Annotated in this window: 17 protein-coding genes and 1 riboswitch; of the genes, 6 read left to right on the top strand and 11 right to left on the bottom strand. The window is 74.7% G+C overall.

The annotated features are described in order from the left end of the window. Positions 1–232 precede the first annotated feature (232 nt). Complete coding sequence (locus tag AC02VZ_RS22675; RefSeq protein WP_432056012.1) at positions 233–1,522, bottom strand: LolA family protein; 1,290 nt, start codon at positions 1,520–1,522, stop codon at positions 233–235. Positions 1,523–1,836: 314 nt separating this feature from the next. After that, positions 1,837–2,847, bottom strand: coding sequence for a polyprenyl synthetase family protein (locus AC02VZ_RS22680; protein WP_432056011.1), 1,011 nt, complete (start codon positions 2,845–2,847; stop codon positions 1,837–1,839). 556 nt (positions 2,848–3,403) lie between these two features. Continuing rightward, positions 3,404–3,568: riboswitch (cyclic di-AMP (ydaO/yuaA leader) on the top strand. A 3-nt stretch (positions 3,569–3,571) separates the two neighbouring features. Here AC02VZ_RS22680 and AC02VZ_RS22685 point away from each other — a divergent pair. Beyond that, complete coding sequence (locus tag AC02VZ_RS22685; RefSeq protein WP_432056010.1) at positions 3,572–4,060, top strand: transglycosylase SLT domain-containing protein; 489 nt, start codon at positions 3,572–3,574, stop codon at positions 4,058–4,060. Here AC02VZ_RS22685 and AC02VZ_RS22690 read toward each other — a convergent pair. Then, positions 4,024–4,953, bottom strand: coding sequence for an HAD family hydrolase (locus AC02VZ_RS22690; protein ID WP_432056009.1), 930 nt, complete (start codon positions 4,951–4,953; stop codon positions 4,024–4,026). The genes AC02VZ_RS22685 and AC02VZ_RS22690 overlap by 37 nt on opposite strands. A 366-nt stretch (positions 4,954–5,319) precedes the next feature. On the opposite strand from AC02VZ_RS22690, the gene AC02VZ_RS22695 reads away from it, so the two are divergent. The 3 genes from AC02VZ_RS22695 (at position 5,320) to AC02VZ_RS22705 (ending at position 8,870) form a co-directional block, all read left to right on the top strand. Further along, positions 5,320–6,405: a GNAT family N-acetyltransferase gene (locus AC02VZ_RS22695; protein ID WP_432056008.1), complete on the top strand. Its 1,086-nt coding sequence runs from the start codon at positions 5,320–5,322 to the stop codon at positions 6,403–6,405. 15 nt (positions 6,406–6,420) lie between these two features. Continuing rightward, positions 6,421–8,001, top strand: a complete 1,581-nt coding sequence (locus AC02VZ_RS22700) for a glycosyltransferase family 2 protein (protein ID WP_432056007.1) — start codon at positions 6,421–6,423, stop codon at positions 7,999–8,001. A gap of 92 nt (positions 8,002–8,093) precedes the next feature. Next, complete coding sequence (locus AC02VZ_RS22705) at positions 8,094–8,870, top strand: polysaccharide deacetylase family protein (RefSeq protein WP_432056049.1); 777 nt, start codon at positions 8,094–8,096, stop codon at positions 8,868–8,870. 182 nt (positions 8,871–9,052) lie between these two features. Here the strand turns inward: AC02VZ_RS22705 and AC02VZ_RS22710 are convergent, their stop codons facing one another. From AC02VZ_RS22710 to AC02VZ_RS22730, 5 genes are all read right to left on the bottom strand, one after another. Further along, positions 9,053–10,462: a glycosyl hydrolase gene (locus AC02VZ_RS22710; protein WP_432056006.1), complete on the bottom strand. Its 1,410-nt coding sequence runs from the start codon at positions 10,460–10,462 to the stop codon at positions 9,053–9,055. Beyond that, a complete protein-coding gene (locus tag AC02VZ_RS22715; protein ID WP_432056005.1) occupies positions 10,459–10,890 on the bottom strand; it encodes a hypothetical protein in 432 nt (143 codons plus the stop codon). The genes AC02VZ_RS22710 and AC02VZ_RS22715 overlap by 4 nt, the downstream gene beginning before the upstream one ends. Continuing rightward, on the bottom strand, positions 10,890–12,719 hold the full coding sequence (locus AC02VZ_RS22720) for a glycosyltransferase (RefSeq protein WP_432056004.1): 1,830 nt from the start codon (positions 12,717–12,719) through the stop codon (positions 10,890–10,892). Before AC02VZ_RS22720 ends, AC02VZ_RS22715 begins: the two co-directional genes overlap by 1 nt. A 265-nt stretch (positions 12,720–12,984) precedes the next feature. Continuing rightward, positions 12,985–15,996 carry a lipopolysaccharide biosynthesis protein gene (locus AC02VZ_RS22725; RefSeq protein WP_432056003.1) on the bottom strand — a complete coding sequence of 1,004 codons (3,012 nt, stop codon included), beginning with the start codon at positions 15,994–15,996 and terminating at the stop codon, positions 12,985–12,987. Beyond that, a complete protein-coding gene (locus tag AC02VZ_RS22730) occupies positions 15,989–17,251 on the bottom strand; it encodes a DegT/DnrJ/EryC1/StrS family aminotransferase (protein ID WP_432056002.1) in 1,263 nt (420 codons plus the stop codon). Before AC02VZ_RS22730 ends, AC02VZ_RS22725 begins: the two co-directional genes overlap by 8 nt. Positions 17,252–17,673: 422 nt before the next feature. Between AC02VZ_RS22730 and fahA the strand changes: the two genes are divergently transcribed. Beyond that, entirely contained in the window at positions 17,674–18,891 is a 1,218-nt protein-coding gene (gene fahA / locus AC02VZ_RS22735) for a fumarylacetoacetase (RefSeq protein ID WP_432056001.1), read from the top strand. A 212-nt stretch (positions 18,892–19,103) separates the two neighbouring features. Beyond that, complete coding sequence (locus tag AC02VZ_RS22740; RefSeq protein ID WP_432056000.1) at positions 19,104–20,042, top strand: M56 family metallopeptidase; 939 nt, start codon at positions 19,104–19,106, stop codon at positions 20,040–20,042. A gap of 266 nt (positions 20,043–20,308) precedes the next feature. Here AC02VZ_RS22740 and recQ read toward each other — a convergent pair whose 3' ends face one another. The 3 genes from recQ to AC02VZ_RS22755 form a co-directional block, all read right to left on the bottom strand. Next, a complete protein-coding gene (gene recQ / locus AC02VZ_RS22745) occupies positions 20,309–22,387 on the bottom strand; it encodes a DNA helicase RecQ (protein WP_432056048.1) in 2,079 nt (692 codons plus the stop codon). A 364-nt stretch (positions 22,388–22,751) separates the two neighbouring features. Next, positions 22,752–24,401, bottom strand: coding sequence for an NADH-quinone oxidoreductase subunit NuoN (gene nuoN / locus AC02VZ_RS22750; protein WP_432055999.1), 1,650 nt, complete (start codon positions 24,399–24,401; stop codon positions 22,752–22,754). Then, positions 24,398–25,969 (bottom strand): NADH-quinone oxidoreductase subunit M, encoded by a 1,572-nt coding sequence (locus AC02VZ_RS22755; protein WP_192229497.1) that lies wholly within the window; start codon positions 25,967–25,969, stop codon positions 24,398–24,400. Before AC02VZ_RS22755 ends, nuoN begins: the two co-directional genes overlap by 4 nt. Between the last annotated feature and the right edge of the window lie 2 nt (positions 25,970–25,971).

The following is a 25,971-nucleotide window of genomic DNA, read 5'->3' on the forward strand; positions in this document are numbered from 1 at the left end:
CGCCCCCGCCCCTACGGCCCCGCCACCGTCGGAGGCGGCCACATAACGGCCGGGCACAGGAGACGCCCCCGGGCGGCGGAGCGTCCCGGGGCCGCTGCCGCGCCGACGGCGAAGCCCGCCGGGACGGCCTGGCAGGGCCGGTCCCGGCGGGCTTCAGCCACCGGCCGGGGCGGGCCGACGCGGCCCACCGCCGGCCGCCGCCCCGGAAGGGCCGCTTCACCTGCCTGGAGGGCTACTTCGCCCCCTCGGCCGCCTTCACCAGGGCGTCCTTGGTGACCGCGCCGACGTAGACGGTGCCGTCCTCGGTGATCAGGGCGTTGATCAGGCGGGTGCTGAACACCGTGCCGGTGCCGAACTCGCCCTTGACCCGGTCGCCGAGGGAGCCGAGGAAGCCGTCCAGGTCGCTGCCGGTGCCGCCGGCGGGCAGGCCCGGGCCGCCGGTGTCGAAGGTGGCGACGGAGTTCCAGCCCTCGCCGAGGACCGTCATCCCGTCGAGCCCCCGGGCCGGGCCGTCCTCGGGCCCCGGAGCCTTCCCGGGCCGGCCGGAGTCCTCGGCGGCACTCTTGCCGGAGTGCCGCCCGGCTTCCTTCTCCGCCTTCTCCGCCTGCTCCGCCTCCTTCTGCGCCTTCTTCGCCAGGTCGCCCTCCTCGGTCACCCGGGCGCCCTCGGGCGGGGTGAAGTCGAAGGTCGAGGCGGCGGGGCGGTCGAAGTCGACCTTGGTGAAGCCGACGTCGACGACGGCCGCGCCGCCGCTCGCCGGGGTCAGGGTGAACTTCAGCGGCAGGCCGGTCTCGTGGTCGACGGCGATGCTGATCGCGCCGACCGTGGTGCCGGACTGCCGGGGCTGGACGACCAGCTTGTAGGCGTCCCGGCCCGCGACCCGAGCGGTGCCGTCGACGGTCACGGAGGTGGTGTCGTCGACCGCCTTCAGGGCCTCCTCGGCGAAGTCCTTCGGGGTGGCGGGCGGCTGGTGCTTCCCGTCGTCCTCGCCTGGCCGCTCGTCGACCGTGCCGTGGAAGACCTCGTCGGACGTGCTGTCGTAGCCCCAGACGTCGCTGCCGTTGCGGATGAGGCTGTACTCGTCGGAGCCGTCCAGGATCGACAGCTTCTGCCGGTCCGGGCCGTCGGCGGCGACGCGCAGCGTGTGGGTGCCGGAGGCCAGCTCGGTCAGCTGGGCGGAGGGGTCGGCCGAGGAGCCGTCACCGCCCTGGCCGAGGGCGCCGGAGGTGAGGGCGCTCTCCAGCCCGCCGAGGTCCGGCAGGCCGAGGTCGGTGGTCACCTTCACCGTGCCGGACAGCTGCTCCACGTCCGACTCGGCGATCTTCTCGATGAGCTGGGCGGCGGTGATCTTCGGCAGGTCGGGGTCACCGGAGCTGGCGAGGGCGGGCACGAGCCCGATGGTCGCGGCCGCCACCCCCATCACCGTGACCGGGACGACGTACCGGGCGGCCCTGCGGCGGGCCGGGCCGGGCTCGACGGCCGGCGCCGCGGGCGTCTGGTCGTCGGATGCGTTCGGTGCCATGTGTGCCTTACCTCCTGGTCGGCGGCGGCCTGCGTCGCGTGCTGCGCACCTGTTCACCCCGAGCCGCCGTTCTCACCCGAATCGGTGAGGACTGGTGATGTCCGTCGTGTTCCATCTGACCAAACCGCAGCGGAGGATGCGTCAGACCGCGGGCCCAACTCCGTGTACTGCTGGGGTATGACATCGGGGCCGCCACGGGTCCGCCAACCAGTAGGGGTCGTCGGGGACGGGGCGCGGCGGCCGGTCCGGGCCGGGGGCCGGCCCGGCCGGTGCACCACGGTGCCGGACCGCACGCGGCGGGTCCGGGCCGCGGGTCAGCCCGCCCGGTGCACCACGGCGTCGCACAGCTCCGTCAGGGCCGTCCTCGCCTCGCACTCCGGCAGCGGGGCCAGCACGGCGCGCGCCTCCTGGGCGTAGCGGACGGTGTCCCGGCGCGCCTGCTCCAGGGCGGGGTGGGCGCGCAGCAGGCGCAGCGCCTCGGCGTGCCGGCGGTCGTCGGTGAGGTCGGAGTCGAGCAGTTCGCACAGGGCGAGGTCGTCGGCCAGTCCGAGCCGGGCCGCCCGTTCGCGCAGGCGCAGCACCGGCAGGGTGGCGACGCCCTCGCGCAGGTCCGTGCCGGGGGTCTTGCCCGACTCGTGGGAGTCGGAGGCGATGTCCAGGACGTCGTCGGCGAGCTGGAACGCGACGCCGAGGCGTTCGCCGTACTGGGTGAGCACGTCCACGAACGTCTCGTCGGCGCCGGACATCATGGCGCCGAACCGGCAGGAGACCGCGACCAGGGAGCCGGTCTTGCCGCCGAGCACGTCCAGGTAGTGCTCCACGGGGTCCCGGCCGTCCTGCGGGCCCGCGGTCTCCAGGATCTGCCCGGTGACGAGCCGCTCGAACGCCACGGCCTGCACGCGGACGGCCTCGGGGCCGAGGTCGGCCAGGATCTGCGAGGCCCGGGCGAAGAGGAAGTCGCCGGTGAGGACGGCGACCGAGTTGCCCCAGCGGGTGTTGGCGCTGGGCACCCCGCGCCGCACGGCGGCCTCGTCCATCACGTCGTCGTGGTACAGCGTGGCCAGGTGGGTCAGCTCCACCACCACGGCCGACGGCACGATGCCGGGCGCGTAGGGGTCGCCGAACTGGGCGGAGAGCATCACGAGCAGCGGCCGGAACCGCTTTCCGCCGGCCCGTACCAGGTGCTGGGCGGCCTCCGTGATGAAGGGGACCTCACTCTTGGTGGCCTCGAGCAGCCCTTCCTCGACAGCCGTCATACCGGCCTGGACATCGGCTTCCAGAGCCTGGTCCCGCACGCTCAGCCCGAACGGCCCGACGACGGTCACGAGGGGTCTCCTGTCTGCTGGTGTCCACTGGCGTTTACACGGTTTGTCGATAGGTCGCTGCCATCACTCAAGTCAGCGTATCCGGTCATGTTTCGATCACCGCCAGGGCCCGGGGCTACGGGCGGGGCAGGAGACGATCAGGACCGGCCCGTTTTCGATCGGACGACAACAAGGAACATTTTCCGACTTTCCGGGGTGCATCGCAGCGCACTCCGGACCACACCTCGACATGCGCACCATCCTGCCCGCCCCGACGCCCGATTTGCCGCAATTACCAAGCGAATTCCCCTTGGCGTGAAATGCTCCGGCACCCCTCGGCCCGTGAGGTCGGTCACGCGCCACCCGGCAGAGGGACGACGGGCGCGGGCCGCCGGTTCCCCGTTGCCCCGTGGCGAGTTGAGCCGTGGCGACCGCAAAGGATCAAGTGGAGCAAACCGCCCATGTCAAGATCAAGCAGCGTTTACCGTGACGGCCGCACTTGTTCCCGGCGTGTGCTCTCGCATACGTTCCGGGCCGCCGGGCGGACGCCGAATCCTGCCGCCGCCCGCACCACCCATCGACGAACTCACTCACGCACGGCAGGAGCGGGGGACCCAGGTAAGTCGCCGGGACGGCCACGCGCCGGAACGGCTCGGGGTGAAGCCGTGCCCGCAGGGGCACGGCCGGACACTCTCCCGTCCGAACCCGACAGCTCACCTCGCAGGCGTAGGAGAGGAACACAGACATGCCTGCATCCGGTCAGCTCCGCCGCCTCGGCGGTCGCCGTCTCGCCCGCACCCTCGCCGTGGCCGGCACCGGCGTCGCCGTGGCCGCCCTCCCGCTGCTCGGCGCCTCCAGCGCCTCCGCGGCCACCCCCGCCGCCCCGGCCGCCGCCACCGCGGCGACGGTGTACCCGGACAACCTCGACGGCTGGATCCGCGAGTCGCTGTCCGTCATGGCCCAGCACGGCATCCCCGGCTCCTACGAGGGCATCCACCGCAACATCATCCGCGAGTCCTCGGGCAACCCGCAGGCCATCAACCTGTGGGACTCCAACGCGGCCAAGGGCACCCCGTCCAAGGGCCTGCTCCAGGTCATCGACCCGACCTTCGCCGCCTACCACGTGCCCGGCACCGTCTACGACCCGTACGACCCGGTCGCCAACATCACGGCCGCCTGCAACTACGCGGCCGACCGCTACGGCTCCATCGACAACGTCTTCGGGGCGTACTGAGCCACCACCCTCCCCGCGGCGGGCGGGGACGGGACGCCCGGGGCGGACAGGTGCGGCACGTGTTGGGGCACGTGCGGCACCGCGCCCCGGCCGAACAGTCGCTCGAGGACGACGGCCACGCCGTCGTCCTCGTTCGTCGTGGTGACCTCGTCCGCCACCGCCTTCAGCTCCGGGTGGGCGTTGGCCATCGCGACCCCGCGGGCCGCCCAGTCGAACATGGGGATGTCGTTGGGCATGTCACCGAACGCGAGGGTGTCCGCGGGGCTCAGGCCCAGGTGCCCGGCCGCCAGCGCCAGGCCGGTGGCCTTGGTGATCCCGCACGGCTGGAGCTCCACCGTGCCCGGCCCCGACATGGTGACGGTGGCCAGCGAGCCGATCACCGAACGGGCCGTCGCCGCCAGCTCGTCGTCGGACAGCACCGGGTGGCGCAGCAGCACCTTGCTGATCGGCCGCTCCCACAGGTCGGAGCGCCGCTCCACCCGCACGGCGGGCAGCGTGGGGTGCGGCATCCGGTAACCCGGCTCGATCAGCGTGAGCCCGTCGACCCCGTCCTGGTCGACCGCCGCGTACACCTCCCCCGTCTCCGCCTCGATCTTGCCGAGCGCGGTCTCCGCCAGCTCCCGGTCCAGGGTCACCGACCACAGCAGCCGGTCGCTCCCGGCGTCGTACACCTGGGCGCCCTGCCCGCACACCGCGAGCCCCGTGCAGCCGAGGTCCTCCAGGAGGGGGCGCACCCGGGGGGCCGGACGCCCCGTCACCACCAGGTGCCGGGCACCGGCCCGCGTGGCCCGCGCGAGCGCGGCGAGGGTCCGGTCCGACAGGGTGTCGTCGCCGCGCAGCAGCGTCCCGTCCAGGTCGGTGGCGATGAGTGAATATGCGGTGGGTGCGGCCATGATCAGAGAATACGGACAGCGCACGCCCCCCATTCACCACGTCCGCCCGCCCCGCTCCTCACGTCCGCCCCACCCCGCCACCACGCGCCACCCCGGCCGCACGCACCCGACCCCCGCAGCCGTCCCCGCGTCCGGCCCCCGCGTCCGGTCCTCGCATCCGGCCGCCCGCCCCGCCGCCCGACACGACGGTGCCGGACGCTGCCAGCCGCTGCCGGACGCTGCCGGACGCTGCCGGGCTGTGCCGGACGGTGCCCGGTCGTCGACGGTTCGTGCACCCGGTGGCGAAAAGGGCAGGACGCCACCTACCGGCCACCGGCCCCCGGCGGTACCTTCCAAGGGTCCAGGGGGACTTGATCGGGGGGTCGGGTGAACAGTGGACGCCTGCGTGTGCTGAGGCCGGAGGAGCTCGGCGAGGGGGAGAAGGAACGGTGGCGCGACCTGCGCGCCGCCGCGGACACACCGCGCAATCCGTTCATGGAACCGGAGTTCACCGCGGCCGTCGGACGGGTCCGGCCGCGGGCCCGGGTCGCCGTGCTGTACGAGGGGGCGGAGCCGGCCGGCTTCCTGCCGTACGAACGGGGACCGTGGGGACAGGGCCGGGCGATCGGGCTCGGGGTGTCGGACTGCCAGGGAGCGATCCTGGCGCCGGGGGCGGTCCCGGACGCCCGGGAGCTGCTGCGCGCCTGCTCCCTGTCCAGCTTCGCCTTCGACAACCTGGAGGCGGACCAGCCGCTGTTCGTGCCGTACGCGGCCGAGGAGCACGCCACCTACGTCATCGACGTGGAGAAGGGCTACGAGACCTACGAGTCGGTGCTGCGCACGCAGGCACCGAAGTTCCTGAAGACCACGCTGGCCAAGGAGCGCCGGCTCGGCCGCCAGGTCGGTCCGGTCCGGTTCGTCCTCGACGAGCGCGACCCGGCCGCGCTGCGCACGCTCATGGAGTGGAAGTCCGCGCAGTACCGCAGGACGGGCCGGCGCGACCGGTTCGCGCAGGAGTGGATCGCCCTGCTGGTGGCCCGGCTCGCCGAGACCAGGGCCGCGCAGTGCACGGGCACGCTGTCGGTCCTCTACGCCGGCGGCCGTCCCGTCGCCGCGCACTTCGGCCTGCGCTCGGCCTCCGTGCTCGCCTGCTGGTTCCCGGCCTACGACCCGGAGTTCGCGAAGTACTCGCCCGGGCTGGTGCTGCACCTGCGGATGGCGGAGGCGGCAGCCGCCGACGGCGTGGGCCTGCTCGACCTGGGGCGCGGCCGGGCCGAGTACAAGGACTCGCTGAGGACCGGCGAACTCGCCGTCCACGAAGGGGCGGTGACCCGTCCGGGGGCGGGTGCGGCGCTGCACCGGCTGAGCCGCGAGCCGGTGCGCCGGGCACACGGCTTCGTCCGCGCCCGCCCGCGCCTGGCGTCGCTGGCCTCGCGGACCCTGCGGGGCGCGGGCCGGCTGCGCCGTTCCTGAGGAGGGAGGGAACCCATGTCCCGCAGTACACCGTCCGGCTGGAGACCGTCCCGCGGAACACCGTCCGGCAGCACGTCCTCTCCCGGAACACCGTCCCGCGGAGCAGCGTCCCGCAGAGCACGCGCGGCCCGGGAGGAGATCCGCCGTTTCCTGGCCATCGGGGCGGTGCAGGTCGCCGAGGTGGACCTGCGCGGCGCCGAGGTGGACCTGAGACCCGGCCCCGGCAGCCCGGCGGTCGGGCACGGCGAGGTGTTCGCCCTGGTCCGCCGCGACGGCCGGCCCGTCGGGACGCTGCTGGGACACGTCCCGGAGGGGGCCGACCCCCGGGCGGTACTGGCCCGCCTCGCCCGCGCCGCCGTGCCGGCCGGCGGTGCGGCGGCCGGGAGGGCCGCCGACGCGGGGGCCGCGCCCGCTGCTGTGGCCGGGCCCGTCTCCGGGGCGGGCGGCGGGGACTCCGCGGGCGGGGCGGCGGAACCGCCGTGCACGACGGTCGTCGTGGCCACCCGGGAGCGCGCGGGGCAGTTGGCCCGGGCGCTCGACTCCCTGCTCGCCCAGGACCACCCCCGGTTCGAGGTCGTCGTCGTCGACAACGCCCCGGTGACCGACGCGACGCACGACCTGGTGCACGGGGCGTACAGGGGGCGCGTGCGCTATGTACGCGAGCCGGTCCCGGGGCTCGCGGTGGCCCACAACGCGGGGCTCGCGCGGGCGCGGGGCGAGGTCGTCGCCTTCACCGACGACGACGTGGTCGCCGACCCCCGCTGGCTGACCGAGCTGACCGCGCCCTTCGCCGCCGACCCCCGGCTCGGCTGCGCCACCGGCCTGATCCTGCCCGCCCGGCTGCGGACACCGGCTCAGGTGCTGCTGGAGAGCCACGGAGGCTTCGCCAAGGGCTTCACACCGGTCACCTACGACCCGCGGCACCCGCCCCGCGAGGAGCCGCTGTTCCCGTTCACCGCGGGCCGGTTCGGCTCGGGCGCCAACATGGCGTTCCGCGCCGGGGCCCTGCGGGAGGCCGGCGGCTTCGACCCGGCCACCGGCGCCGGCACGGCCGCGCGCGGCGGGGACGACCTGTACGGCTTCGTCCGCGTCCTCGCCGAGGGTCACCGGCTGCACTACACGCCGTACGCGCTGGTCTGGCACCACCACCGGGAGACCTGGGCCGACCTGGAGACCCAGGCGTACGGCTACGGCGCCGGGCTCACCGCCTACCTCACCGCCGTCCTGGTCAACCGTCCCGCGCTGCTGCCCGCGTTCCTCGCCCGGCTGCCCGGCGGGCTGTCCCACGCCCGGTCCCTGACCGCCGTGCGGGACACCGACGGCGGCGGCACCCCAGGCGCCCACGACACCCGCACCCATCCCTGGCCGCGCCGACTGTCCCGGCTGCAACGGCGGGGCATGCTGTACGGACCGGTCGGCTACCTACGGGCCCGGCGCGCGCTGCGCGGCTCCCGGGACGGCGCGTCGGGGGCGGGGGCGGGGGCGGGCGCGGGTGGTGCGGCTGCGGGTGCGGGGGCAGGTGCGGGTACGGCTGCGGCTGTGGTGGTGGGTACGGCTGCGGGTACGGCTGTGGCTGCGGAGAGGAGAACGCGATGACGGCGTCGCCCCAGCGGTCCGGGGCGGGGCAACCCCGCCCGGAGGGCACCGCGCGGACTGCGCCCGGATCGGGCGGGAGCCCGGCCGTGCCGGTGTTCCTCTACCACGCCGTCATGGACGACCCGCCCGACTGGATCGCCGAGTTCACCGTCACCCCGCGCCGGTTCGCCGCGCACCTGGACGCCGTGGTGGACAGCGGCCGCACCCCCGTCACCATCAGCGCCCTCGCCGACCACCTCGCCGGGCGCGCCCCGTTGCCGCCCCGGCCGGTGCTGCTCACCTTCGACGACGGGTTCGCCGACCTGCCCGGCCCGACCGCCGAGGCGCTCGCCGCCCGGTCCCTGCCCGCCACCGCCTACCTCACCACCGGTGCCCTGACCACGGGCGGCGGGAGCCTGCTGCCGCCCGGGCCGATGATGGGCCTCGACCGGGCGGCGGACCTGGAGGCCGCGGGCATCGAGGTCGGCAGCCACACCGTGACCCACGCCCAGCTGGACACCCTGCCCACCCGCCGGCTCCGGGCCGAACTGGCCGACTCCAAGGCCGTCCTGGAGGACGCCCTCGGCCACCCGGTCCCGCACCTCGCCTACCCGCACGGATACAACAGCCCCCGGGTCCGGGCGATGACGGCCCGCGCCGGGTACGAGACGGCCACCGCGGTGCGGCACGCGCTCAGCTCGGGCCGGGACGAGCCGTACCGCATCGCACGGCTCATCGTCCGGCGCACCCACACGCTCGCCGACGTCGAGGACTGGCTGGCGGGCCGGGGCGCGCGGGTCGCGCCCTACCGCGACGGCCCGAGGACGGTCGGCTGGCGCTGGTACCGCCGGGCCCGGGCGGCGGTGCGCGGACCGGAGTTCGCGGGCTGACCGGGCCCGGCAGGACGGGGACGGCAGGACGGGGACGGCAGGAGGGGAACGGCAGCAGCGGGACCGTAGGGGCGGCACGGGGCGGGCGCACCGGCGGGCACGCGAAGCGGACCGGAGGCCGGCAGGCAGGCGGGCGGACCGGGCGGTCAGCGGCCGGACCCGGAGCCCGCCCGCCCGCCGGGTCACCCGACCGGCTGGTTCAGGTACGGGTCGGCCACCACCTCGCGCAGGCTGTCCCACGCCGCGTCGCCGGACAGGGCGAGGTCGCAGTGCGGTCCGGGGTCCCGGTGGTTCCACTGGAGGGCGGCCTTGACGCCGTCCAGGCTCTTGAGCACCCCGGGGACCTGGGCGTACCACTCGGCCTGGCGGTCCGGGCGGGACGGGTCGGAAGCGCTGCCGAACTCGGAGAGCATCAGCGGTTTCCCGTCCGAGATGTGCGCCCGGACCCAGGCGTGCGTGGCCCGCTGGGTCCGGGCGAAGCTCCGCCAGTCCGTCCGGTGGCAGCGGTAGTAGTTGTACTGGTTGTAGCCGATCCAGTCGACGTACGCGTCGCCCGGGTACATCCGCTCGAACAGGTCGGCGTGGCCCAGGTAGCCGGTGATGATCCACGTCCAGACCACGTTGTCGACACCGAGTTCCCGGAACCGGTCGTGGATGTGCCGGTGGGCCGCCACGTACTCCTCGGGGGTGCCGTTGTCCGGGGTGCGGGTGTCCATCTCCAGGTCGAAGGAGAGGAAGACCTTCCGGCCGGTGCGCTCGCCGTAGTCCCTGATGCGCCGGGCCTGGACGTCGATGACGGTCTCGTCCAGCTCACCGGCGGCGATCTGCTTCCACGTGGGCTGCTGCTCCTTCGTGCCGCCCCACCACTTGCTCTCCCAGGAGAGCAGCAGCATGCGGTCCTCGCCGACGGCCTGTTCCTCCGGGCTGAGCAACTGCCCCTCCCGGCGGGTGCCTTCGGGCAGCGACATGTCGTGGTACGTGTACACGATGTCGAGCCGGCGGCCCACCCGCTTCTCGTAGGCGGCGACCTCCCGCTCCAGGGTGTGCCGTTGGTGCGGCACGAACGCCCCGAACCAGGCACCGCACGGGGGTTCGAGCAGTTCGGTGGGGCGGCACTCCTCCCGGGCGGAGGCGTCCGTCCCGCCCGCCGGTCCGGAGGCGTTCCGCAGGGCGAGCAGCGCGGCCAGCAGGGCGCCGACGACCACCGCCGACGTGAACAGCAGCCGGCGGCGCGGCGACTGCGGCCGGGCCCTCGGCACGCGGTGCCGGCCGGTGCCCGGGCCGGAGCGGGCCGCACCGGACGCGCCGGGGGCGGGACCGAGTCCGGGATCCGCGCCGAGGCCGGGGTCGGGGCCGGGGTCGGGGTCGAGGTCGGGGTCGAGGTCGGGGTCGAGGTCGAGGTCGAGGTCGGCGGGGTGGCCTTTCGCGGCGGCACCGGCGGGGTGACCGTCGGTGGCAGTCCCAGCGGGGTAGCCGTGGGAGCCGGGAACGTCGGCGCGGCCGTCGGAGCCGGGACCGGCGGTGTCCCGGGCGTCCCGCAGGGCGGCGGTGACGCGGTGGAGGAGACGGGCGGGGTGACGGGCGAACCTCACAGAGCGGAACCCTTCCGTGTCCGGGGCGTCGGGGGCGAGCCGCCCGGTCGCGGGCAGAACGCGGCGAGCGTCGTCAGCACCGTCAGGGCGAGCAGCACCCGCTGGGCGCTGAAGGTGTGGGTGGCGATCAGCACGGTGGCGGTGATCATGGCCGCGCCGACGCTGGCGAGGACCACCAGCATCAGCCGCTCCAGCAGGTCGGAGTGGCGGGCGAAGCGCGGGTCACGCCCGTCGACGGGCCCCTCGGCGGGCCGTGCGCCCAGCGCCGGGGCACAGGCCGCCACCAGGGCCGCCCCCGGCCCCGCCGCCAGGAACGCCACGACGGCCGCGCCGCGCAGCGGTGACCCCCCGGGCAGCGCGAGCGAGGCCAGCGCCAGCCAGCCGCCGAACGGCGGCAGCATCCGGACGACGAGTTCCTGCGGTGTCATCACTCCGTCCCTCCTTCGCCGCGCAGTGCGTAGACCGTCCCGGCGCCGTTCTCCGCCACCAGCCGGAAGCGGGGCGAGGCCGCCACCGCCCGTTCGATGCCGGTCAACTGCTCTCGGGTGAGCTGCCCGTTCATCTCGGAGTGGGCGAACTGGCCCTGGGTGAAGAGGAGGTAGGCGGTGCCCGGCCTCTCCACCCCGGCCAGGTCCGAGGCCAGGGTGGCGGCCGGGTCGGTGACGATCCGGTCGATGTGGGACCGCTCGTCGTCCAGGTACCAGTAGTGGTCGATGGTCCCGTACGAGGCGTAGGCGAGCGGGTAGTTGCGGTTGGCGGCGACGACCAGCGAGCCCTCGGCGGCCTCGGCGAAGACCTGCCGCACGAGCGCCACCTCCTGCGGGGGGAAGTAGTTGACGCGGTCCTTGCCCGAGTAGCTCGGGACGAAGGCCAGCGTCACCACGAGGAGCACGGCCGGCGGCCCCCACCCGGCGAGGCGGCGGCGCACGGCGGACCTCTCCCGGACACCTGCCGCCCGCGGCGGTCCGGCCGGCGCCTCGACGGCCGGGGCCTCGGCGGCCGGCGCGCGCACCGTCGGCAGCAGGGCCGCCGCGGCGAAGAACGCGGCACCGGGCAGCATGAACATCAGCACCCGGAAGATCATCTCGCTGCCGTAGCTGCTCGCCACCAGCATCGGCAGGGGAGCCGCCGCGAGCAGCAGCAGAGGCATCGCCCGGTGCCTCAGAACCCGTTGCCGCCACATCCCGGCCGCCGCCAGCAGCAGGACCGCACCGGACAGCAGCCGGGCGGCCCACGAGGTGGCGACCGCCCCGGTGCCGGTCGGCGTGGTGCCGTAACCGGTCGCCACGTTGCCGCCGATGTCGCCGACCGAACGGATCATGTCCGGCAGCGCGGCGGACAGGAAGGGCAGCGCGGCGGTCAGGCACCACGTCAGGAAGAGCACGACGGTGGTGGCCACGGGCACCCAGTCGCGGTACCGGCGCAGCAGGCACAGCGCGAGCAGGGACACCACCAGCATGCCCGGGGTGAGCTGGTGGGAGATCACGATCGCCGTCACCATGACCACGAGCACCGCCGTCCACACGGCCTGCCCCTGCCGCCGGGCACCGCCGCCGGTGCGGCCGAACCGGCGCAGCACCACGGCCAGCACCCCCAGGTGCAGCGCGAACGCCACCGACTGCGGGGAGAAGTAGTCCTGGCCCACCCAGTTGGCCACGAAGAACAGCCAGACCCCGGTCCAGATCAGCCGCCGGTCCTCGGTGAAGGTGCGGTAGATCAGCAGCAGCGGGAGCAGCAGCATCAGGCTCGACGCCAACGGCCACCACGCCATGTACATCGCCGCCGAGTCCACGCCCAGCAGGCGCACCAGCGCGGCCTGGGCGGCGAAGAAGCCGGGCCACTGGTCGTAGACCGCCATGTCGCCGACCTCGGCCGCGCTCTGCAGCCCGCCCGCGGTCAGCAGGTGGTCGACCACACCGTCGTGCTTCCACGCCCACGCGTACAACGGCGTCGGGTAGAGCACGGCCTGGGTGGCCCGCTCCATCACCAGCAGGCCCAGCACGTACGCCGCGGGCCAGCCGCCGCGGCGCCCGGGACGGCGCACCGTCAGCCAGAAGCCCGCGGTCAGCACCGCGAGCCCGGCCCAGAACGCCGGGTGCAGTGCGGTCACCAGGCCGAAGTCGTCCAGCGCCGACACGTCCGTGTGCCGCACCGCGTACGCCCACAGGGCGAGCGCCACGGCCAACGGCACGACGGGCCAGGCGGCGAGGGCACGGCGTCCGGACCACACGGGCGGAAGGTCGGCCAGGTCCGTCACGGGGTCCCCGGGCTCGCGCGGCCCGCGCGGCCCGCGCGGCTCGCGGGACTCGCGGGACTCGCGCGGCTCACGGTCGAGGCTGTCCTCCGGTGCGGGTTCGGGCCCGGATCTCTCGCGTGCAGTGGCTGGCGGACGCACGGTGGTTCCCCCCTGACGGTTAGGCTCTGACGTCTTGTTCAGTCCTCTTGCGCAGTCCCCTGGTGCGGTCCTCTTGGGGGCCCTCTTGTGCGGTCCTCCTGTTCAGTCCTTCTTTCAGTCCTTCTGTTCAGTCCTCGGGCGTCCTGGACGGGCCCGGTGGGGCGGACGGGCCGGGCGGCTCCGGTGAGCCCGGCGGGCGGGGCGGCCGACCGGGGGCGGGCGGGTCTCCACGGGTGACGTCCCGGTGCAGCGGACGCAGCGGACGCAGGGGACGGAGCAGGCGGAGCGCGTGACCGGGCAGGGCCGAGGCCGCCACGGCACGCACCACGGGCACGAGCAGGACGAGGACGACCAGCAGGACCGGCGCGACCGACGCGAGCGCCCCTTGCCACACCCAGCCGCCCACCGCGACGAGGTACAGGACCCCCCAGCGTCTCTCCCACGACAACCGCCCGCCCGCACACCCGAGCAGCAGCCACAGCGGGACGAGGCACAGCAGCGTGCAGACCACCGGCGCCCACCGCAGCAGCGGTCCGGTGCCGTCGAGCCCCACCGCGTCCGCGACGAGCCCGGCCGCTTCCTCGTACAACGGCCCTTCCGCCGGCCGCGGTTCCCGTCCCAGAGCGATGGGCGCGGCGTGCAGCGCGAGCAGCGCGGAGCCCAGCGCGGCACCGGCCGACCGGGGCGCGGGGCGCAGGCACAGGGTCACCGAGGCGACGAAGACCAGGAGCAGCACTCCCCCGGCCGCCAGCGCGGGCAACGGCAGTTCGTGCAGCAGGTCCTGCCCGGTGAGGTCGTCGCGCGAGGGGCCACGGAGCCAGGCCAACGGGCGCACGGACCACCAGAAGACGAACGTGGCGAGGCCGAGGCCCCCCCACAGGGCGCGCCGAAGGAAGCGGTCCGGATCCACGGGGGCGGGGCCGGACCCCGGACCCGTACCGGCGCCGGGGACGAGGGCGGGGACGGAAGGGGACGGAGCAGCCGACGTCGGGAGGGGCGCGGCGGGCGGAGCCTCGTCCCGGGGCGCGCTGCTCGCCTCGGCGGGGGCCTCGCGCTCCCAGGAAGCGAGCCCGCCGGGCGGAGCGGACCGGACGGGCGGAACCGACGGACCGGGCGGATCGGATGCGTCGCCCAGGACCGCCTCGCCCGCGCCCTCGGCCCCGCCCCGGACCATCTCGCCCGCGCCCTCGGTTCCGACCCGGTCCCGGACCTCGTCCTCGCGACCGTCCACCTCCGTGCCGGCCGGGCCGCCCAGGCCCGCCGGCCCCGAGCCCCGTGGACCCGGGCTGGCCGGAGCCGAACCCGGCACACCTGCGGGCGCCCCCTCTGCGGGCGCCCCGTCCGCGAGCTCCGCAGCTGCGGGCACCGCGTCCGCAGGCACCCCCTCCGCGCCCACCGCGTCCACAGGCACCGCGTCCGTCGGCACCGCGTCCGCCGGTGACGCCTCCGCCGGTGACGCGTGCGCCGGGGACAGGTCGCCGGGCCGCGCGTCCGAGGGCGCGGTCTCCCCCGTGACCGCTTGCGGACCGCCCGCCCCGGAGGTGCCCCCGCCCGGCCTCGGCGGCTGCTGCCGACGCACCGCGACCGTGGGCGGGTCCACCCGGAATGCCTCGCGCTCGTAGCCCGGGGTGCCGATGAACAGCGACACCGTGTCCTCGCTCCCGCCCTTGCGGCCGCACCCGGCGACGCCGCCCCCGTCCGGGTCCCCGCCCTCGTACGCGGCCCGGCGGGCCCAGCTCGTGCCGTAGCCGGCGGTGGCGTTCAACCGGGCCCAGCGGGTGCCGTAGACAGGCTCGGCGGGCGGTGGGTCCGCCGGGGCGGCCGGCCCGGGGCGCAGCGCCGAGCGCAGGCCGAACACCGAGACGACCGCGATGAGCGACATGCTGCCCAGCACCGCCCAGCCCGCGCCGGAGATCCCCGCCGGGGTGAACAGCACGGCCGCGCTGCCCAGGACCAGCACGCACATCGCCCCCTGGAGCGCGGCGAGCACACCGGTGCGGCCCTGGACCCGCAGGACCCCGATGTACAGCTCCACGACGACCCGGGGCAGCGCCCCGAGGGCGAGCAACCGCAGGACGGTGGAACCGTGTTCGGCGTAGTCGGGGCTGAACGGGGTGAGGATCTGCTCCGCGCACACGACCAGGACCAGCACCACCGGCACCAGCAGCAGGCCCATCCGCCGCAGCGCGCCGCGCACGCCGTCCGCGAGCCGGCGCGGGTCGTGCGAGGCGTGCGCGGTGAGCGAGGAGGCCATGTTGATGGCCATGAACTCCATGGTGCCGCCGACGGTGTAGGCGATGTAGAAGTAGCCGTTCTCGGCGGCGCTGAAGCGGACGGCGACCATCACCGGCAGCAGGTTGATCATCGCCAGGCTGAACAGCGCGCCGAGCGAGTCGCCCGCCAGGAAGCGCCCCACGGACCGCAGCCGGGGCGGTTCCACGTCCTGGTCGGCGGCGGCCTGGCGCGGGATGAGACGGCGGAAGATCAGCCAGCCCAGGGGCAGCGTGGAGAAGGCGATCGCCACGGCCCAGGAGACGAAGATGCCGAGCACCGGCATCGCCCCGGCGAAGACGGCCAGCAGGGCCAGCTTGCCGACGGAGAACACGGCGTTGCCGGCCGGCACCCACTCCGCCCTGCGCAGCCCGGTCAGCACCCCGTCCTGGAGCGTGAGCAGCGCCCAGGCCACGCACGCCGCGACGAACAGGGCCCCGGCGGACAGGGTGCCGAGGGGTGCGTACGAGGCGCCCCACTGGTCGAGGGTGAGCAGGAAGACGCCCGCCGCCAGGGCGACGACCAGCGAACTCGCCCCGTACACGCCCCACACCAGACGTGCGGTCTCCCGCCCGGCCCGGGGGACGAAGCGCACCACCGCGCCGATCATCGTGGTGGCCGTGATGCCGGCGAGCAGCCGCATCGCGGCGATCGCGGCGGACCCCTGGCCGACGGCGTCCTCGGAGTAGTAGCGCGCGGCGACCAGCCAGAAGCCGAGACCGAGGACGGCCGAGACCCCGGTGCTGAGCATGAGGAAGTAGGCGTTCTTGAACAGTGAGTCGGAGCCGCCCGCCGACCCCGGCCGGGGCCCCGGCCGGCTGCCGCCGCGGTGGGCCGCGGAGGGCTCGTGCACCCGGGTCTCAGCCACCGGTGTCCCGCTCCCCCGGCCCCGGTGCGGGCCGGCGGGTGAGTTCCCGCGGCGGTTCGGCTGGCGGCACGCCGGACCGCCGGAGCACGTCCAGTGCCTCCCGGGCCCGCAGCGGGTCGACGGGCAGCGCGTGCCGGGCGAACCAGCGGGCCGCCGCGGGCGCCGGTGACGGATCGGTGAACTCCGGGCCGGCGTAGTCGTCCAGCGGCGGGTCGTAGAGGTAGCCGACGACGATGCCGCGGCGGGCCAGCGCCGCCCTCGCCGCGTCCCGGTCCGCCACCAGCAGCGGGACCCGGAACAGCGGCTGCACCGCCGCGCCGTCCGCGCGCGGGCGGGCCCAGCGGGACGCGAGCAGCGTGGCGGTGCCGGCCCGGTGGGCGGCGAGGATCCCGTCGAGCCGGGCGAGCCGCCGCCCGATGCGGCGCAGCCGTACCGGGCCCGGCTCCCGTCGGTAGTCGTGCAGGTCGACGCGGACCCAGGGGTCGTGGGCGCCGAGGTCCGGGGCGGTGGCCACGGCGCGGCGCAGGTCCTCGGGGCGCAGGGGCATCCGGATGCCCTCGCGTTCCGTCAGGCCCAGCAGATCCAGCGTGGCCCGGGCGGCCCGGCGCAGCCCGAGCCGCCGGACCGCCGCCTCCGCGTACGGGCGGACGGCGTAGGCGAGTTCGGACCGGACGCGGCGCGGGAACAGCAGGTCGTCGCGGGCCGCGCGGAACGCGTCGGCGAGATGCGGATCGGCGACCGCGAGCAGGCCGCCCGACTTGGCGCCGACGTGCTTGGACAGGCTGAACGCCGACGCGTCGCCCCAGGCCCCGACCGGCCGTCCGCCAATCTCGCTGCCGAGGGCGTGGGCCGCGTCCTCGATCAGCGGGATGCCCAGCGACGCGCAGCGGGCCCGCAGTTCCGGCGCCGGGTCGGGGTTGCCGTACAGGTTCGTGGTGAGCACGGCGGAGACCGAACCCCACACGTCGTCGGGCACCGCGCCGACGTCGAGGGACCCGTCGAACGGGTCGAGCGGCGCCTGCACCGGGCGCAGCCCGGCGGCCAGCACCACGAAGAGGATGACGTCGTCGTTGACCGGCGACATCAGCACCCGGCCGCCGGGCGGGCACCAGTGGCGCAGCGCCACGTACAGCCCGAGCCGGCACGACGGCATGTACACGCTTTCCCGGCCGAGCCGGGCCCGCAGGATCTCCTCCAGCTCTCGCGGCCGGACACCCGCACGCACCGAACCCGGACCGGCCTCCCCTCTGGCCATCCGCCCCCCTGAGGTGCCGTCGGAAGGCCCCCTCCCCGAGACCTCCCGGCACCCGCCCAGAGTCACCCCGTTCGCACCGCTCCGTCAAGATTGCGTCGCGCCCTGTGGATGACGCCCGGTACGCGCGTGACCCGGGACGCGCCCGCGCGCCGCACGCCACCCTGCGCGGCGCCGTACACCGCCCTGCGCGTCGCCGCACGCCACCCTGCGCTTCGCCGCACGCCACCCTGCGCGGCGCCGTACATCGTCCTGCGCGGCGCCGTGCGCCGACCCGCCCGCGCCCCGTCCGTCACCCCGCCCGTCCCCCCGCTCGTCGCCCGCCCACCGGGACGGCCCTGCCCAAGAGCCGGGTGTCCCCCGTAACGTGTGGCACGGCCACGGACACGTGGAGCACTGCGCACACGAAAGCGAGGCAGCACCCGATGCCCCCCTTCGATGTCCCCGAGGGCGATCCCTTCGGCCCGCACAACCTGCCGTACGGCGTGTTCTCGCCCCCCGGTTCGTCGGAGCGGACCGTCGGCGTCCGGCTCGGCGACCACGTCCTCGACGCCGGAGCCGCGGCCCGCGCGCTCGGCTCCCCGTACGCCTCCCTGCTGGCCCGTCCGACGCTCAACGCCCTGCTGGCGGCGGGCCGTACGGCCTGGTCGGACGTCCGGCGGGCGATCACCGCCTGGGTGACCGTCCCCGCGCACCGGGACACGGTCGAGCCGCTGTTCCACCCCCTGTCCGCGGTGACCCTGCACCTGCCCTTCGAGGTCGCGGACTACGTGGACTTCTACGCCTCGGAGAACCACGCGCGGAACGTGGGCCGGATGTTCCGTCCCGACGCCCCGGACTCGCTCACGCCCAACTGGAAGCACCTGCCGATCGGTTACCACGGCCGGTCCGGCACGGTCGTGGTGTCCGGCACCGAGGTGGTGCGTCCCGCGGGCCAGCGCAAGACGCCCGCCGACGACGCCCCGGTCTTCGGCCCGTCCGTCCGGCTGGACATCGAGGCCGAGGTCGGTTTCGTCGTCGGCGTGCCGTCCGAGCAGGGACGCCCGGTGCCGCTCGGTGCCTTCCGGGACCACGTGTTCGGCCTGTGCCTCCTCAACGACTGGTCCGCGCGCGACGTCCAGGCCTGGGAGTATGTCCCCCTGGGCCCGTTCCTCGGCAAGTCCTTCGCGACCTCCGTGTCCGCGTGGATCACCCCGCTGGACGCCCTGGACGAGGCCCGGGTGGCGCCCCCGGAGCGCACCCACGCCCTGCTCCCCTACCTGGACGACCGCGACGAGGAGCCCGGCGGCTACGACCTGCGGATCACCGTCGCGCTCAACGGCCACGTGATCTCCGAGCCGCCCTTCTCCACCATGTACTGGACGGCCGCCCAGCAGCTCGCCCACATGACGGTGAACGGGGCGTCGCTGCGCACCGGCGACCTGTACGGCTCCGGCACGGTGAGCGGAACCGCCGAGCGGGAACGCGGATCGTTGCTGGAGCTGACCTGGAACGGCCGCGACCCGCTGGAACTGCCCGACGGCAAGCGGACGTTCCTGGAGGACGGCGACGAGGTGACCCTGACCGCGTGGGCGCCCGGCCCCGGCGGAGTGCGGGTCGGCCTCGGCGAGGTCACCGGCCGGGTGGTCCCCACGCCGTCCTGACCGGAGAACCGTTTCGCGGGGGTCGGCCGGTGCGCCACCGGTCCGGCGCCGCACCGGCCGACCCCTCCCCCGCACCGCGCCGCCGCGTCATACTGGGCGGCGGGCGGTGCGGACGGTCCCGGCAACACGCACGGGAACCGGCGCGCCCGCCCCGCGCGCCTTCCCGCCGTGTCCCGAGCCGCCCTCTTCCGACAGGATCCGGAGTCCGTGGCATGACCGTCTGCCTGCTCCTGCTGAGCTTCGTCGCCGTGACGGCCGCCTTCCCGGTCCCCCGGGCGCTGACCCGGGCGACGTGGCCGGAACGGGAACCGGTGGTGGGCCTGTGGGTGTGGCAGTGCCTGGTCGCCACCGTCCTGCTGTGCTGCGTGACCGCCCTCGCCCTCGGCGCCGCCGCCGTGTTCGGCACCGTCCGCGCGCAGCTCTTCGCACCGGCCCCGCCCGCCGTGACCGCCGCCTACGACCTGTCCTCGGCACCGGCCTGGGCGGTCGTCCTCACCGTGCTCCTGGCCTGCGGGGCCGCCTGGACGACCGCGATGCTCGCGCGGGAGCTGTTCGAGACCCGCAGGCGCCGCTCCCGGGCCCGCGCCCACCTGCGGGAACGGGCCCCCGACCTGCCCGCCGGGCTGCCCGGCGGACAGGGACCGCTGCTGGTGCTGGAGGACGAGTACCCGGACGCCTGGTGGATGCCGGGCAGTCCGGCCCGGCTGATCGTCACCACCGGCGCCCTGCACCGCCTCACCGACCACCAGCTCGACGCGGTCCTCACCCACGAGCGGGGGCACGCGCGGGCCCGCCACGACTGGCTGCTGCACCTGTCCACCGCGCTGGCCACCGGTTTCCCGCGCGTCCCGCTGTTCACGCACTTCTGCGACCAGACGCACCGCCTCGTCGAGCTGGCCGCCGACGACACCGCCTCCCGCCGCTGCGGCCACCTGACCACGGCCCTGGCCCTGATCGAGCTGAACCAGCACCGCGGGGTCCTGTCCTGCGCCTCCAGCCACCGCCTGCTCGGCGAGCGCGTCGACCGCCTGCTGCAGCCGCCGCCCCGCCTCGGCCGCCGTGACCGCGCCCTGACGACGACGGCTGCGGCCCTGGTCCCCCTGGTGCCCCTGCTGATCACCTTCGCGCCCGGGCTCACCGCGCTGCCGTAGCCGAGGACGGGCGACCGGCGCCGGGTCGGCGGGTCGCCGGGTCTCCGGGTCGCCGAGCCGACACGGGCCGCCGGGTCCGCACCGGGCCGCCGGCCGACCGCCGGGTCAGAACCAGGGCACCGGGTCGGTACCAGGCCGCCGGGCCGGCGGCGGCAGCCCGCCCCGCGCTCGTGGCCCACGCGGGGCCGGCCCAGGGGTCACTCCCAGAGGGGGCAATCCCAGAGGTCACCCGCAAGGGTCTCCCCCAACGGGTCACCCCCAGCAGGTCACTCCCACGGGTCGGGTTCCGGCTCCTCCTCGGGCCAGACCTCGTCCGGACCCTCGGCGACGGCCTGGCGGGAGGCCGTGCCGCGTCCGGCCGGGGCGTCGGCCGTGGAGGCACCCGGCGAGCTGCCCGACGGGACCTCCGGCGCGGCGCCCGACGGGGCGTCCGACGGGGCGTCCGATGAGGCATCCGGCGAGGCGGACAGGCCCGCCAGTACCTCCAGCACCCCCTCGCCGTAGGTCGCCAGCTTCTTCTCGCCGACCCCGCTGATCCCTCCCAGCTCGGCGACCGACGAGGGCCGCGCCGCGGCGATCTCCCGAAGGGTGGCGTCGTGGAAGATGACGTACGCCGGGACGCCCTGCTCGCGGGCCTGCTCCGCGCGCCAGGCGCGCAGCGCCTCGAAGACCGGGACCAGCTCCTCGGGGAAGTCCGCGGCGGCACCCGCCGCGCGCCCGCCCCGGCCGGAGCCGCCGGCGCCCCCTCTCGTCCTGGCCGTGGGCGCTCTCTTCGGCTCCTTGCGCAGCGGCACCTCCCGCTCGCGCCGCAGCACCGCTCCGCTGGCCTCCGTCAGCACCAGCGTGCCGTAGTCGCCCTCGACGGCGAGCAGGCCCTGGGCCAGCAGCTGGCGGACCACGCCCCGCCACTCGCCCTCGTCGAGCTCCTCCCCGATGCCGAACACGGACAGCTGGTCGTGGTCGAACTGGATGACCTTGGCCGTGCGCCGCCCGAGCAGGATGTCCACGATCTGCACCGCGCCGAACTTCTGCCCCCGCTCGCGCTGCAGCCGCACCACAGTGGACAGCACCTTCTGCGCCGCGACCGTGCCGTCCCAGGTCTCCGGCGGGGTGAGACAGGTGTCGCAGTTGCCGCACGCCTCCCCGCCGGGCTCCTGGCCGAAGTAGGCGAGCAGCTGGCCGCGCCGGCAGCGGGCCGTCTCGCACAGGGCGAGCATCGCGTCCAGGTGCTGGGCGGCCCGGCGCCGGAACGCCTCGTCGCCCTCGCCGGTCTGGATCAGCTTGCGCTGCTGGATGACGTCGTTCAGCCCGTAGGCCATCCACGCCGTGGACGGCAGGCCGTCACGGCCCGCGCGCCCGGTCTCCTGGTAGTAGCCCTCGACCGACTTGGGCAGGTCGAGGTGGGCGACGAAGCGGACGTCGGGCTTGTCGATGCCCATGCCGAAGGCGATGGTCGCCACCACCACCAGGCCGTCCTCCCGCAGGAAGCGCGCCTGGTGCGCGGCGCGCGTCCCCGCGTCCAGCCCCGCGTGGTAGGGCACCGCCTCCACCCCGTTGCGGGACAGGAACTCGGCGGTCTTCTCCACGGAGTTGCGGGACAGGCAGTAGACGATGCCCGCGTCCCCGGCGTGCTCCTCGCGCAGGAACTGCAGCAGCTGCTTCTTCGGGTCGGCCTTGGGGACGATGCGGTACTGGATGTTGGGCCGGTCGAAGCTGGCCACGAAGTGCCGGGCGTCCGGCATGCCCAGCCGCTCGGTGATCTCCCGGTGGGTGGCGTCGGTGGCCGTCGCGGTCAGCGCGATGCGCGGCACGTCCGGCCACCGCTCGCCGAGCACCGACAGCATGAGGTAGTCCGGGCGGAAGTCGTGGCCCCACTGGGACACGCAGTGCGCCTCGTCGATCGCGAACACGGAGATCTTGCCGCGCGAGAGCAGGTCCAGCGTGCCCTCCAGCCGCAGCCGCTCCGGCGCCAGGTACAGCAGGTCCAGCTCCCCGGCGAGGAACTCGGCCTCCACCACCCGGCGCTCGTCGAAGTTCTGCGTCGAGTTCATGAACCCGGCGCGCACCCCGAGCGCCCGCAGGGCGTCCACCTGGTCCTGCATCAGCGCGATCAGCGGGGAGACCACCACCCCCGTACCCGGTCTGACCAGGGCCGGGATCTGGTAGCACAGCGACTTGCCGCCGCCGGTGGGCATGAGCACCACGGCGTCGCCGCCGGCCACCACGTGCTCGATCACGGCTTCCTGCTCGCCCCGGAAGGCGTCGTACCCGAACACCCGGTGCAGCGTGGCCCGCGCCTCGCTCTCCGTCACTGCCATCTCGGCGATACCGCCCATCCCGCCCATCGACCCGTCCCCCGTGCGTCGTCCCTCGACCACTGCGTCCACGATAGGCGTCCGCGCCGACAGACCCGGAGTTTTCCACAGGCACCGGCCCCGGGCGGCCCCACCACCACCTCAGGCCGGGAGGCCGGGCACCGGGACGACCAGGACGAGGAGGCCCTGCCGCGTGGCGGGACGAGGCGGTCCGCGCCCGTGGAGGGACCAGGCGGTCCCCGCCCCGTTGAGGACCAGGCGGTCCGCGCCGGTGGCGGGACGAGGGCGGGTGACGCGCCCGGTCGCCGCAGCCCCGCATGCGAAAGGGTCCGGGCCCCCCTGGGGGAGACCCGGACCCTTCGGCGTACGCGCGGCACAGGCGCGCCCCTGCGCCTCAGCGCACGAACACCCCCGCCGTGCCGGCCAGGTCCAGGAAGTACTGCGGGGCCACGCCGAGCACCACCGTGACCGCCACGCCGACCGCGATCGCCGTCATCGTCAGCGGCGACGGCACCGCGACGGTCGGGCCCTCCGGGCGGGGCTCGCTGAAGAACATCAGGACGATCACCCGGATGTAGAAGAACGCGGCGATGGCCGAGGCGATCACACCGACCACGACCAGCGGCACCGCGCCGCCCTCCGCCGCCGCCTTGAAGACGGCGAACTTGCCGGTGAAGCCCGCGGTGAGCGGGATACCGGCGAAGGCCAGCAGGAACACCGCGAACACCGCCGCCACCAGCGGCGAACGGCGGCCCAGACCGGCCCACTTGGACAGGTGCGTGGCCTCGCCGCCCGCGTCGCGGACGAGGGTGACCACGGCGAAGGCGCCCATCGTGACGAAGGAGTACGCCGCCAGGTAGAACAGCACCGACGACACCCCGTCCGGGGTGGCGGCGATGACGCCCGCGAGGATGAAGCCCGCGTGGGAGATCGCCGAGTAGGCCAGCAGCCGCTTGATGTCGGTCTGGGTGATGGCGACGATCGCACCGATCAGCATGGTGGCGATCGCGACGCCCCACATCACCGGCCGCCAGTCCCAGCGCAGCCCGGGCAGGACCACGTAGAGGATGCGCAGCAGGGCGCCGAAGGCGGCCGTCTTGGTGGCGGCGGCCATGAAGCCGGTGACCGGCGTCGGGGCGCCCTGGTAGACGTCCGGGGTCCACATGTGGAACGGGACGGCGCCCACCTTGAACAGCAGGCCCATCACCACGAGGGCGCTGCCGACGAGCAGCAGCGCGTCGTTGCCCATGGTGCCCGCCAGCGCCGGGCTGACGTCCTGCACGGTGCCCTCGACGACCTGCGCGATCGTGGCGTACGACATCGAGCCGGCGTAGCCGTACAGCAGGGCGATGCCGAACAGCATGAACGCCGAGGCGAACGCGCCGAGCAGGAAGTACTTGACCGCCGCCTCCTGCGAGATGAGCCGCTTGCGGCGGGCCAGCGCGCAGAGCAGGTACAGCGGGAGGGAGAGCACTTCCAGCGCCACGAACAGCGTCAGCAGGTCGTTGGCCGAGGGGAAGACCAGCATGCCCGCGACCGCGAACAGCAGGAGCGGGAACACCTCGGTGGTGGTGAAGCCGGCCTTGACCGCCTTCTTCTCCTGGTCGCTGCCCGGTACGGCGGCGGCCTGGGCGGCGAAGGAGTCGACCCGGTTGCCGTGCGCCTCCGGGTCGAGCCGGCGTTCGGCGAAGGTGAACAGGCCCACCAGGGCGGTCAGCAGGATGACGCCCTGGAGGAACAGGGCGGGGCCGTCGACGGCGATGGCGCCCATCGCCGCGATGCCCGCCTTCGTCGTGCCGTAGCCGTCGACCGCCAGCGCCACCACGGCGGCGAAGGCGGCGGTGAGGGCGACCGCGGCGACGAACATCTGCGCGTAGTACCGCGACTTCCGCGGCACCAGGCCCTCGACGAGCACCCCGACGACCGCCGCTCCCACGACGATCAGCGTGGGCGCGAGCTGGGCGTACTCGATCTTCGGCGCGTCGATCTTCGCGATCGGTTCGGCCGCCGTCGTCCACAGGCTGTGGATGGCTGTTGCGCTCACTTGGCCGCCTCCACCTCGGGCTGGGGGTCCTTCTGGTCCACGTCGGACATGGTGTGCTGCACCGCCGGGTTCACGATGTCCGTGACGGGCTTCGGATAGACGCCCAGGAACAGCAGCAGCACGATCAGCGGTGTCACCACCGCGATCTCACGCAGCCGCAGGTCGGGCAGCTCGGCGACCTCCGGCTTCACCGGGCCCGTCATCGTCCGCTGGTAGAGGACGAGGACGTACAGGGCGGCGAGCACGATGCCGAGGGTCGCGACGATCGCGATCGCCGGATGGCGGGTGAACGTGCCGACCAGGACCAGGAACTCGCTGACGAACGGCGCCAGTCCCGGCAGCGACAGCGTCGCCAGGCCGCCGATCAGGAACGTGCCGGCCAGCACCGGGGCCACCTTCTGCACCCCGCCGTAGTCGGCGATGAGCCGGGAGCCGCGCCGCGAGATCAGGAACCCGGCGACCAGCAGCAGCAGCGCCGTCGAGATGCCGTGGTTGACCATGTACAGCGTGGCCCCGGACTGGCCCTGGCTGGTCAGGGCGAAGATGCCCATCACGATGAAGCCGAAGTGCGAGATCGACGCGTAGGCGATCAGGCGCTTGATGTCGCGCTGGCCCACCGCGAGCAGCGCGCCGTAGATGATGCTGATGACGGCGAGCACCAGGACGACCGGGGTCGCCCACTGGCTCGCCTCCGGGAACAGCCCGAGGCAGAAGCGCAGCATGGCGAAGGTGCCCACCTTGTCCACGACCGCCGTGATGAGCACGGCGACCGGGGCGGTCGACTCCCCCATGGCGTTGGGCAGCCAGGTGTGCAGCGGCCACAGGGGCGCCTTCACCGCGAACGCGAAGAAGAAGCCGAGGAACAGCCAGCGTTCGGTGCTCTGCGCCATCTCCAGCGAGCCGTTGGCCCGCGCCTCGGCGATCTCGGGGAGGGAGAAGTTCCCGGCGACCATGTACAGCCCGATCACCGCGGCCAGCATGATCAGTCCGCCGGCCAGGTTGTAGAGGAGGAACTTCACCGCCGCGTAGGACCGCTGGGTGGCGCCGGCCTTCTCGCCGTGCTCGTGCGCCCGGTCCCCGAAGCCGCCGATCAGGAAGTACAGCGGGATCAGCATGGCTTCGAACAGGATGTAGAAGAGGAAGACGTCGGTGGCCGTGAAGGCGAGGATCACCATCGCCTCGATGGCGAGGATCAGGGCGAAGAAGCCCTGCGTCGGCCGCCACCGCTTGCTGCCCGTCTCCAGGGGGTCGGCGTCGTGCCAGGACGCCAGCACGATGAACGGGATCAGCAGCGCGGTCAGCGCGATGAGCGCGACCGAGATGCCGTCCACCGCCAGGTCGTAGCGGACCCCGAAGTCGGCGATCCAGGCGTGCGACTCCGTGAGCTGGTAGCGGTCGCCGCCCGGTTCGAAGCGCACCAGGATGACGACCGCCAGGGCGAGCGTGGCGAGGGAGACCAGCAGGGCCAGCCACTTGGCGGCCGTGCGCTTGGAGGCCGGTACGGCGGCCGTGGCGATCGCCCCGATGGCCGGGAGCGCCGCCGTCGCTGTCAGCAGAGGAAAGGACATCG

Source organism: Streptomyces sp. 3-6 (assembly GCF_056323165.1).

What these genes read in the sequence shown, in the direction of transcription:
- AC02VZ_RS22755 (WP_192229497.1), bottom strand. Translation starts at nt 25,969, where the DNA reads ATGTCCTTTCCTCTGCTGACAGCGACGGCGGCGCTCCCGGCCATCGGG.
- AC02VZ_RS22675 (WP_432056012.1), bottom strand. Translation starts at nt 1,522, where the DNA reads ATGGCACCGAACGCATCCGACGACCAGACGCCCGCGGCGCCGGCCGTC.
- AC02VZ_RS22715 (WP_432056005.1), bottom strand. Translation starts at nt 10,890, where the DNA reads ATGACACCGCAGGAACTCGTCGTCCGGATGCTGCCGCCGTTCGGCGGC.
- AC02VZ_RS22740 (WP_432056000.1), top strand. Translation starts at nt 19,104, where the DNA reads ATGACCGTCTGCCTGCTCCTGCTGAGCTTCGTCGCCGTGACGGCCGCC.
- AC02VZ_RS22685 (WP_432056010.1), top strand. Translation starts at nt 3,572, where the DNA reads ATGCCTGCATCCGGTCAGCTCCGCCGCCTCGGCGGTCGCCGTCTCGCC.
- AC02VZ_RS22730 (WP_432056002.1), bottom strand. Translation starts at nt 17,251, where the DNA reads ATGGCCAGAGGGGAGGCCGGTCCGGGTTCGGTGCGTGCGGGTGTCCGG.
- recQ (WP_432056048.1), bottom strand. Translation starts at nt 22,387, where the DNA reads ATGGGCGGGATGGGCGGTATCGCCGAGATGGCAGTGACGGAGAGCGAG.
- AC02VZ_RS22700 (WP_432056007.1), top strand. Translation starts at nt 6,421, where the DNA reads ATGTCCCGCAGTACACCGTCCGGCTGGAGACCGTCCCGCGGAACACCG.
- fahA (WP_432056001.1), top strand. Translation starts at nt 17,674, where the DNA reads ATGCCCCCCTTCGATGTCCCCGAGGGCGATCCCTTCGGCCCGCACAAC.
- AC02VZ_RS22690 (WP_432056009.1), bottom strand. Translation starts at nt 4,953, where the DNA reads ATGGCCGCACCCACCGCATATTCACTCATCGCCACCGACCTGGACGGG.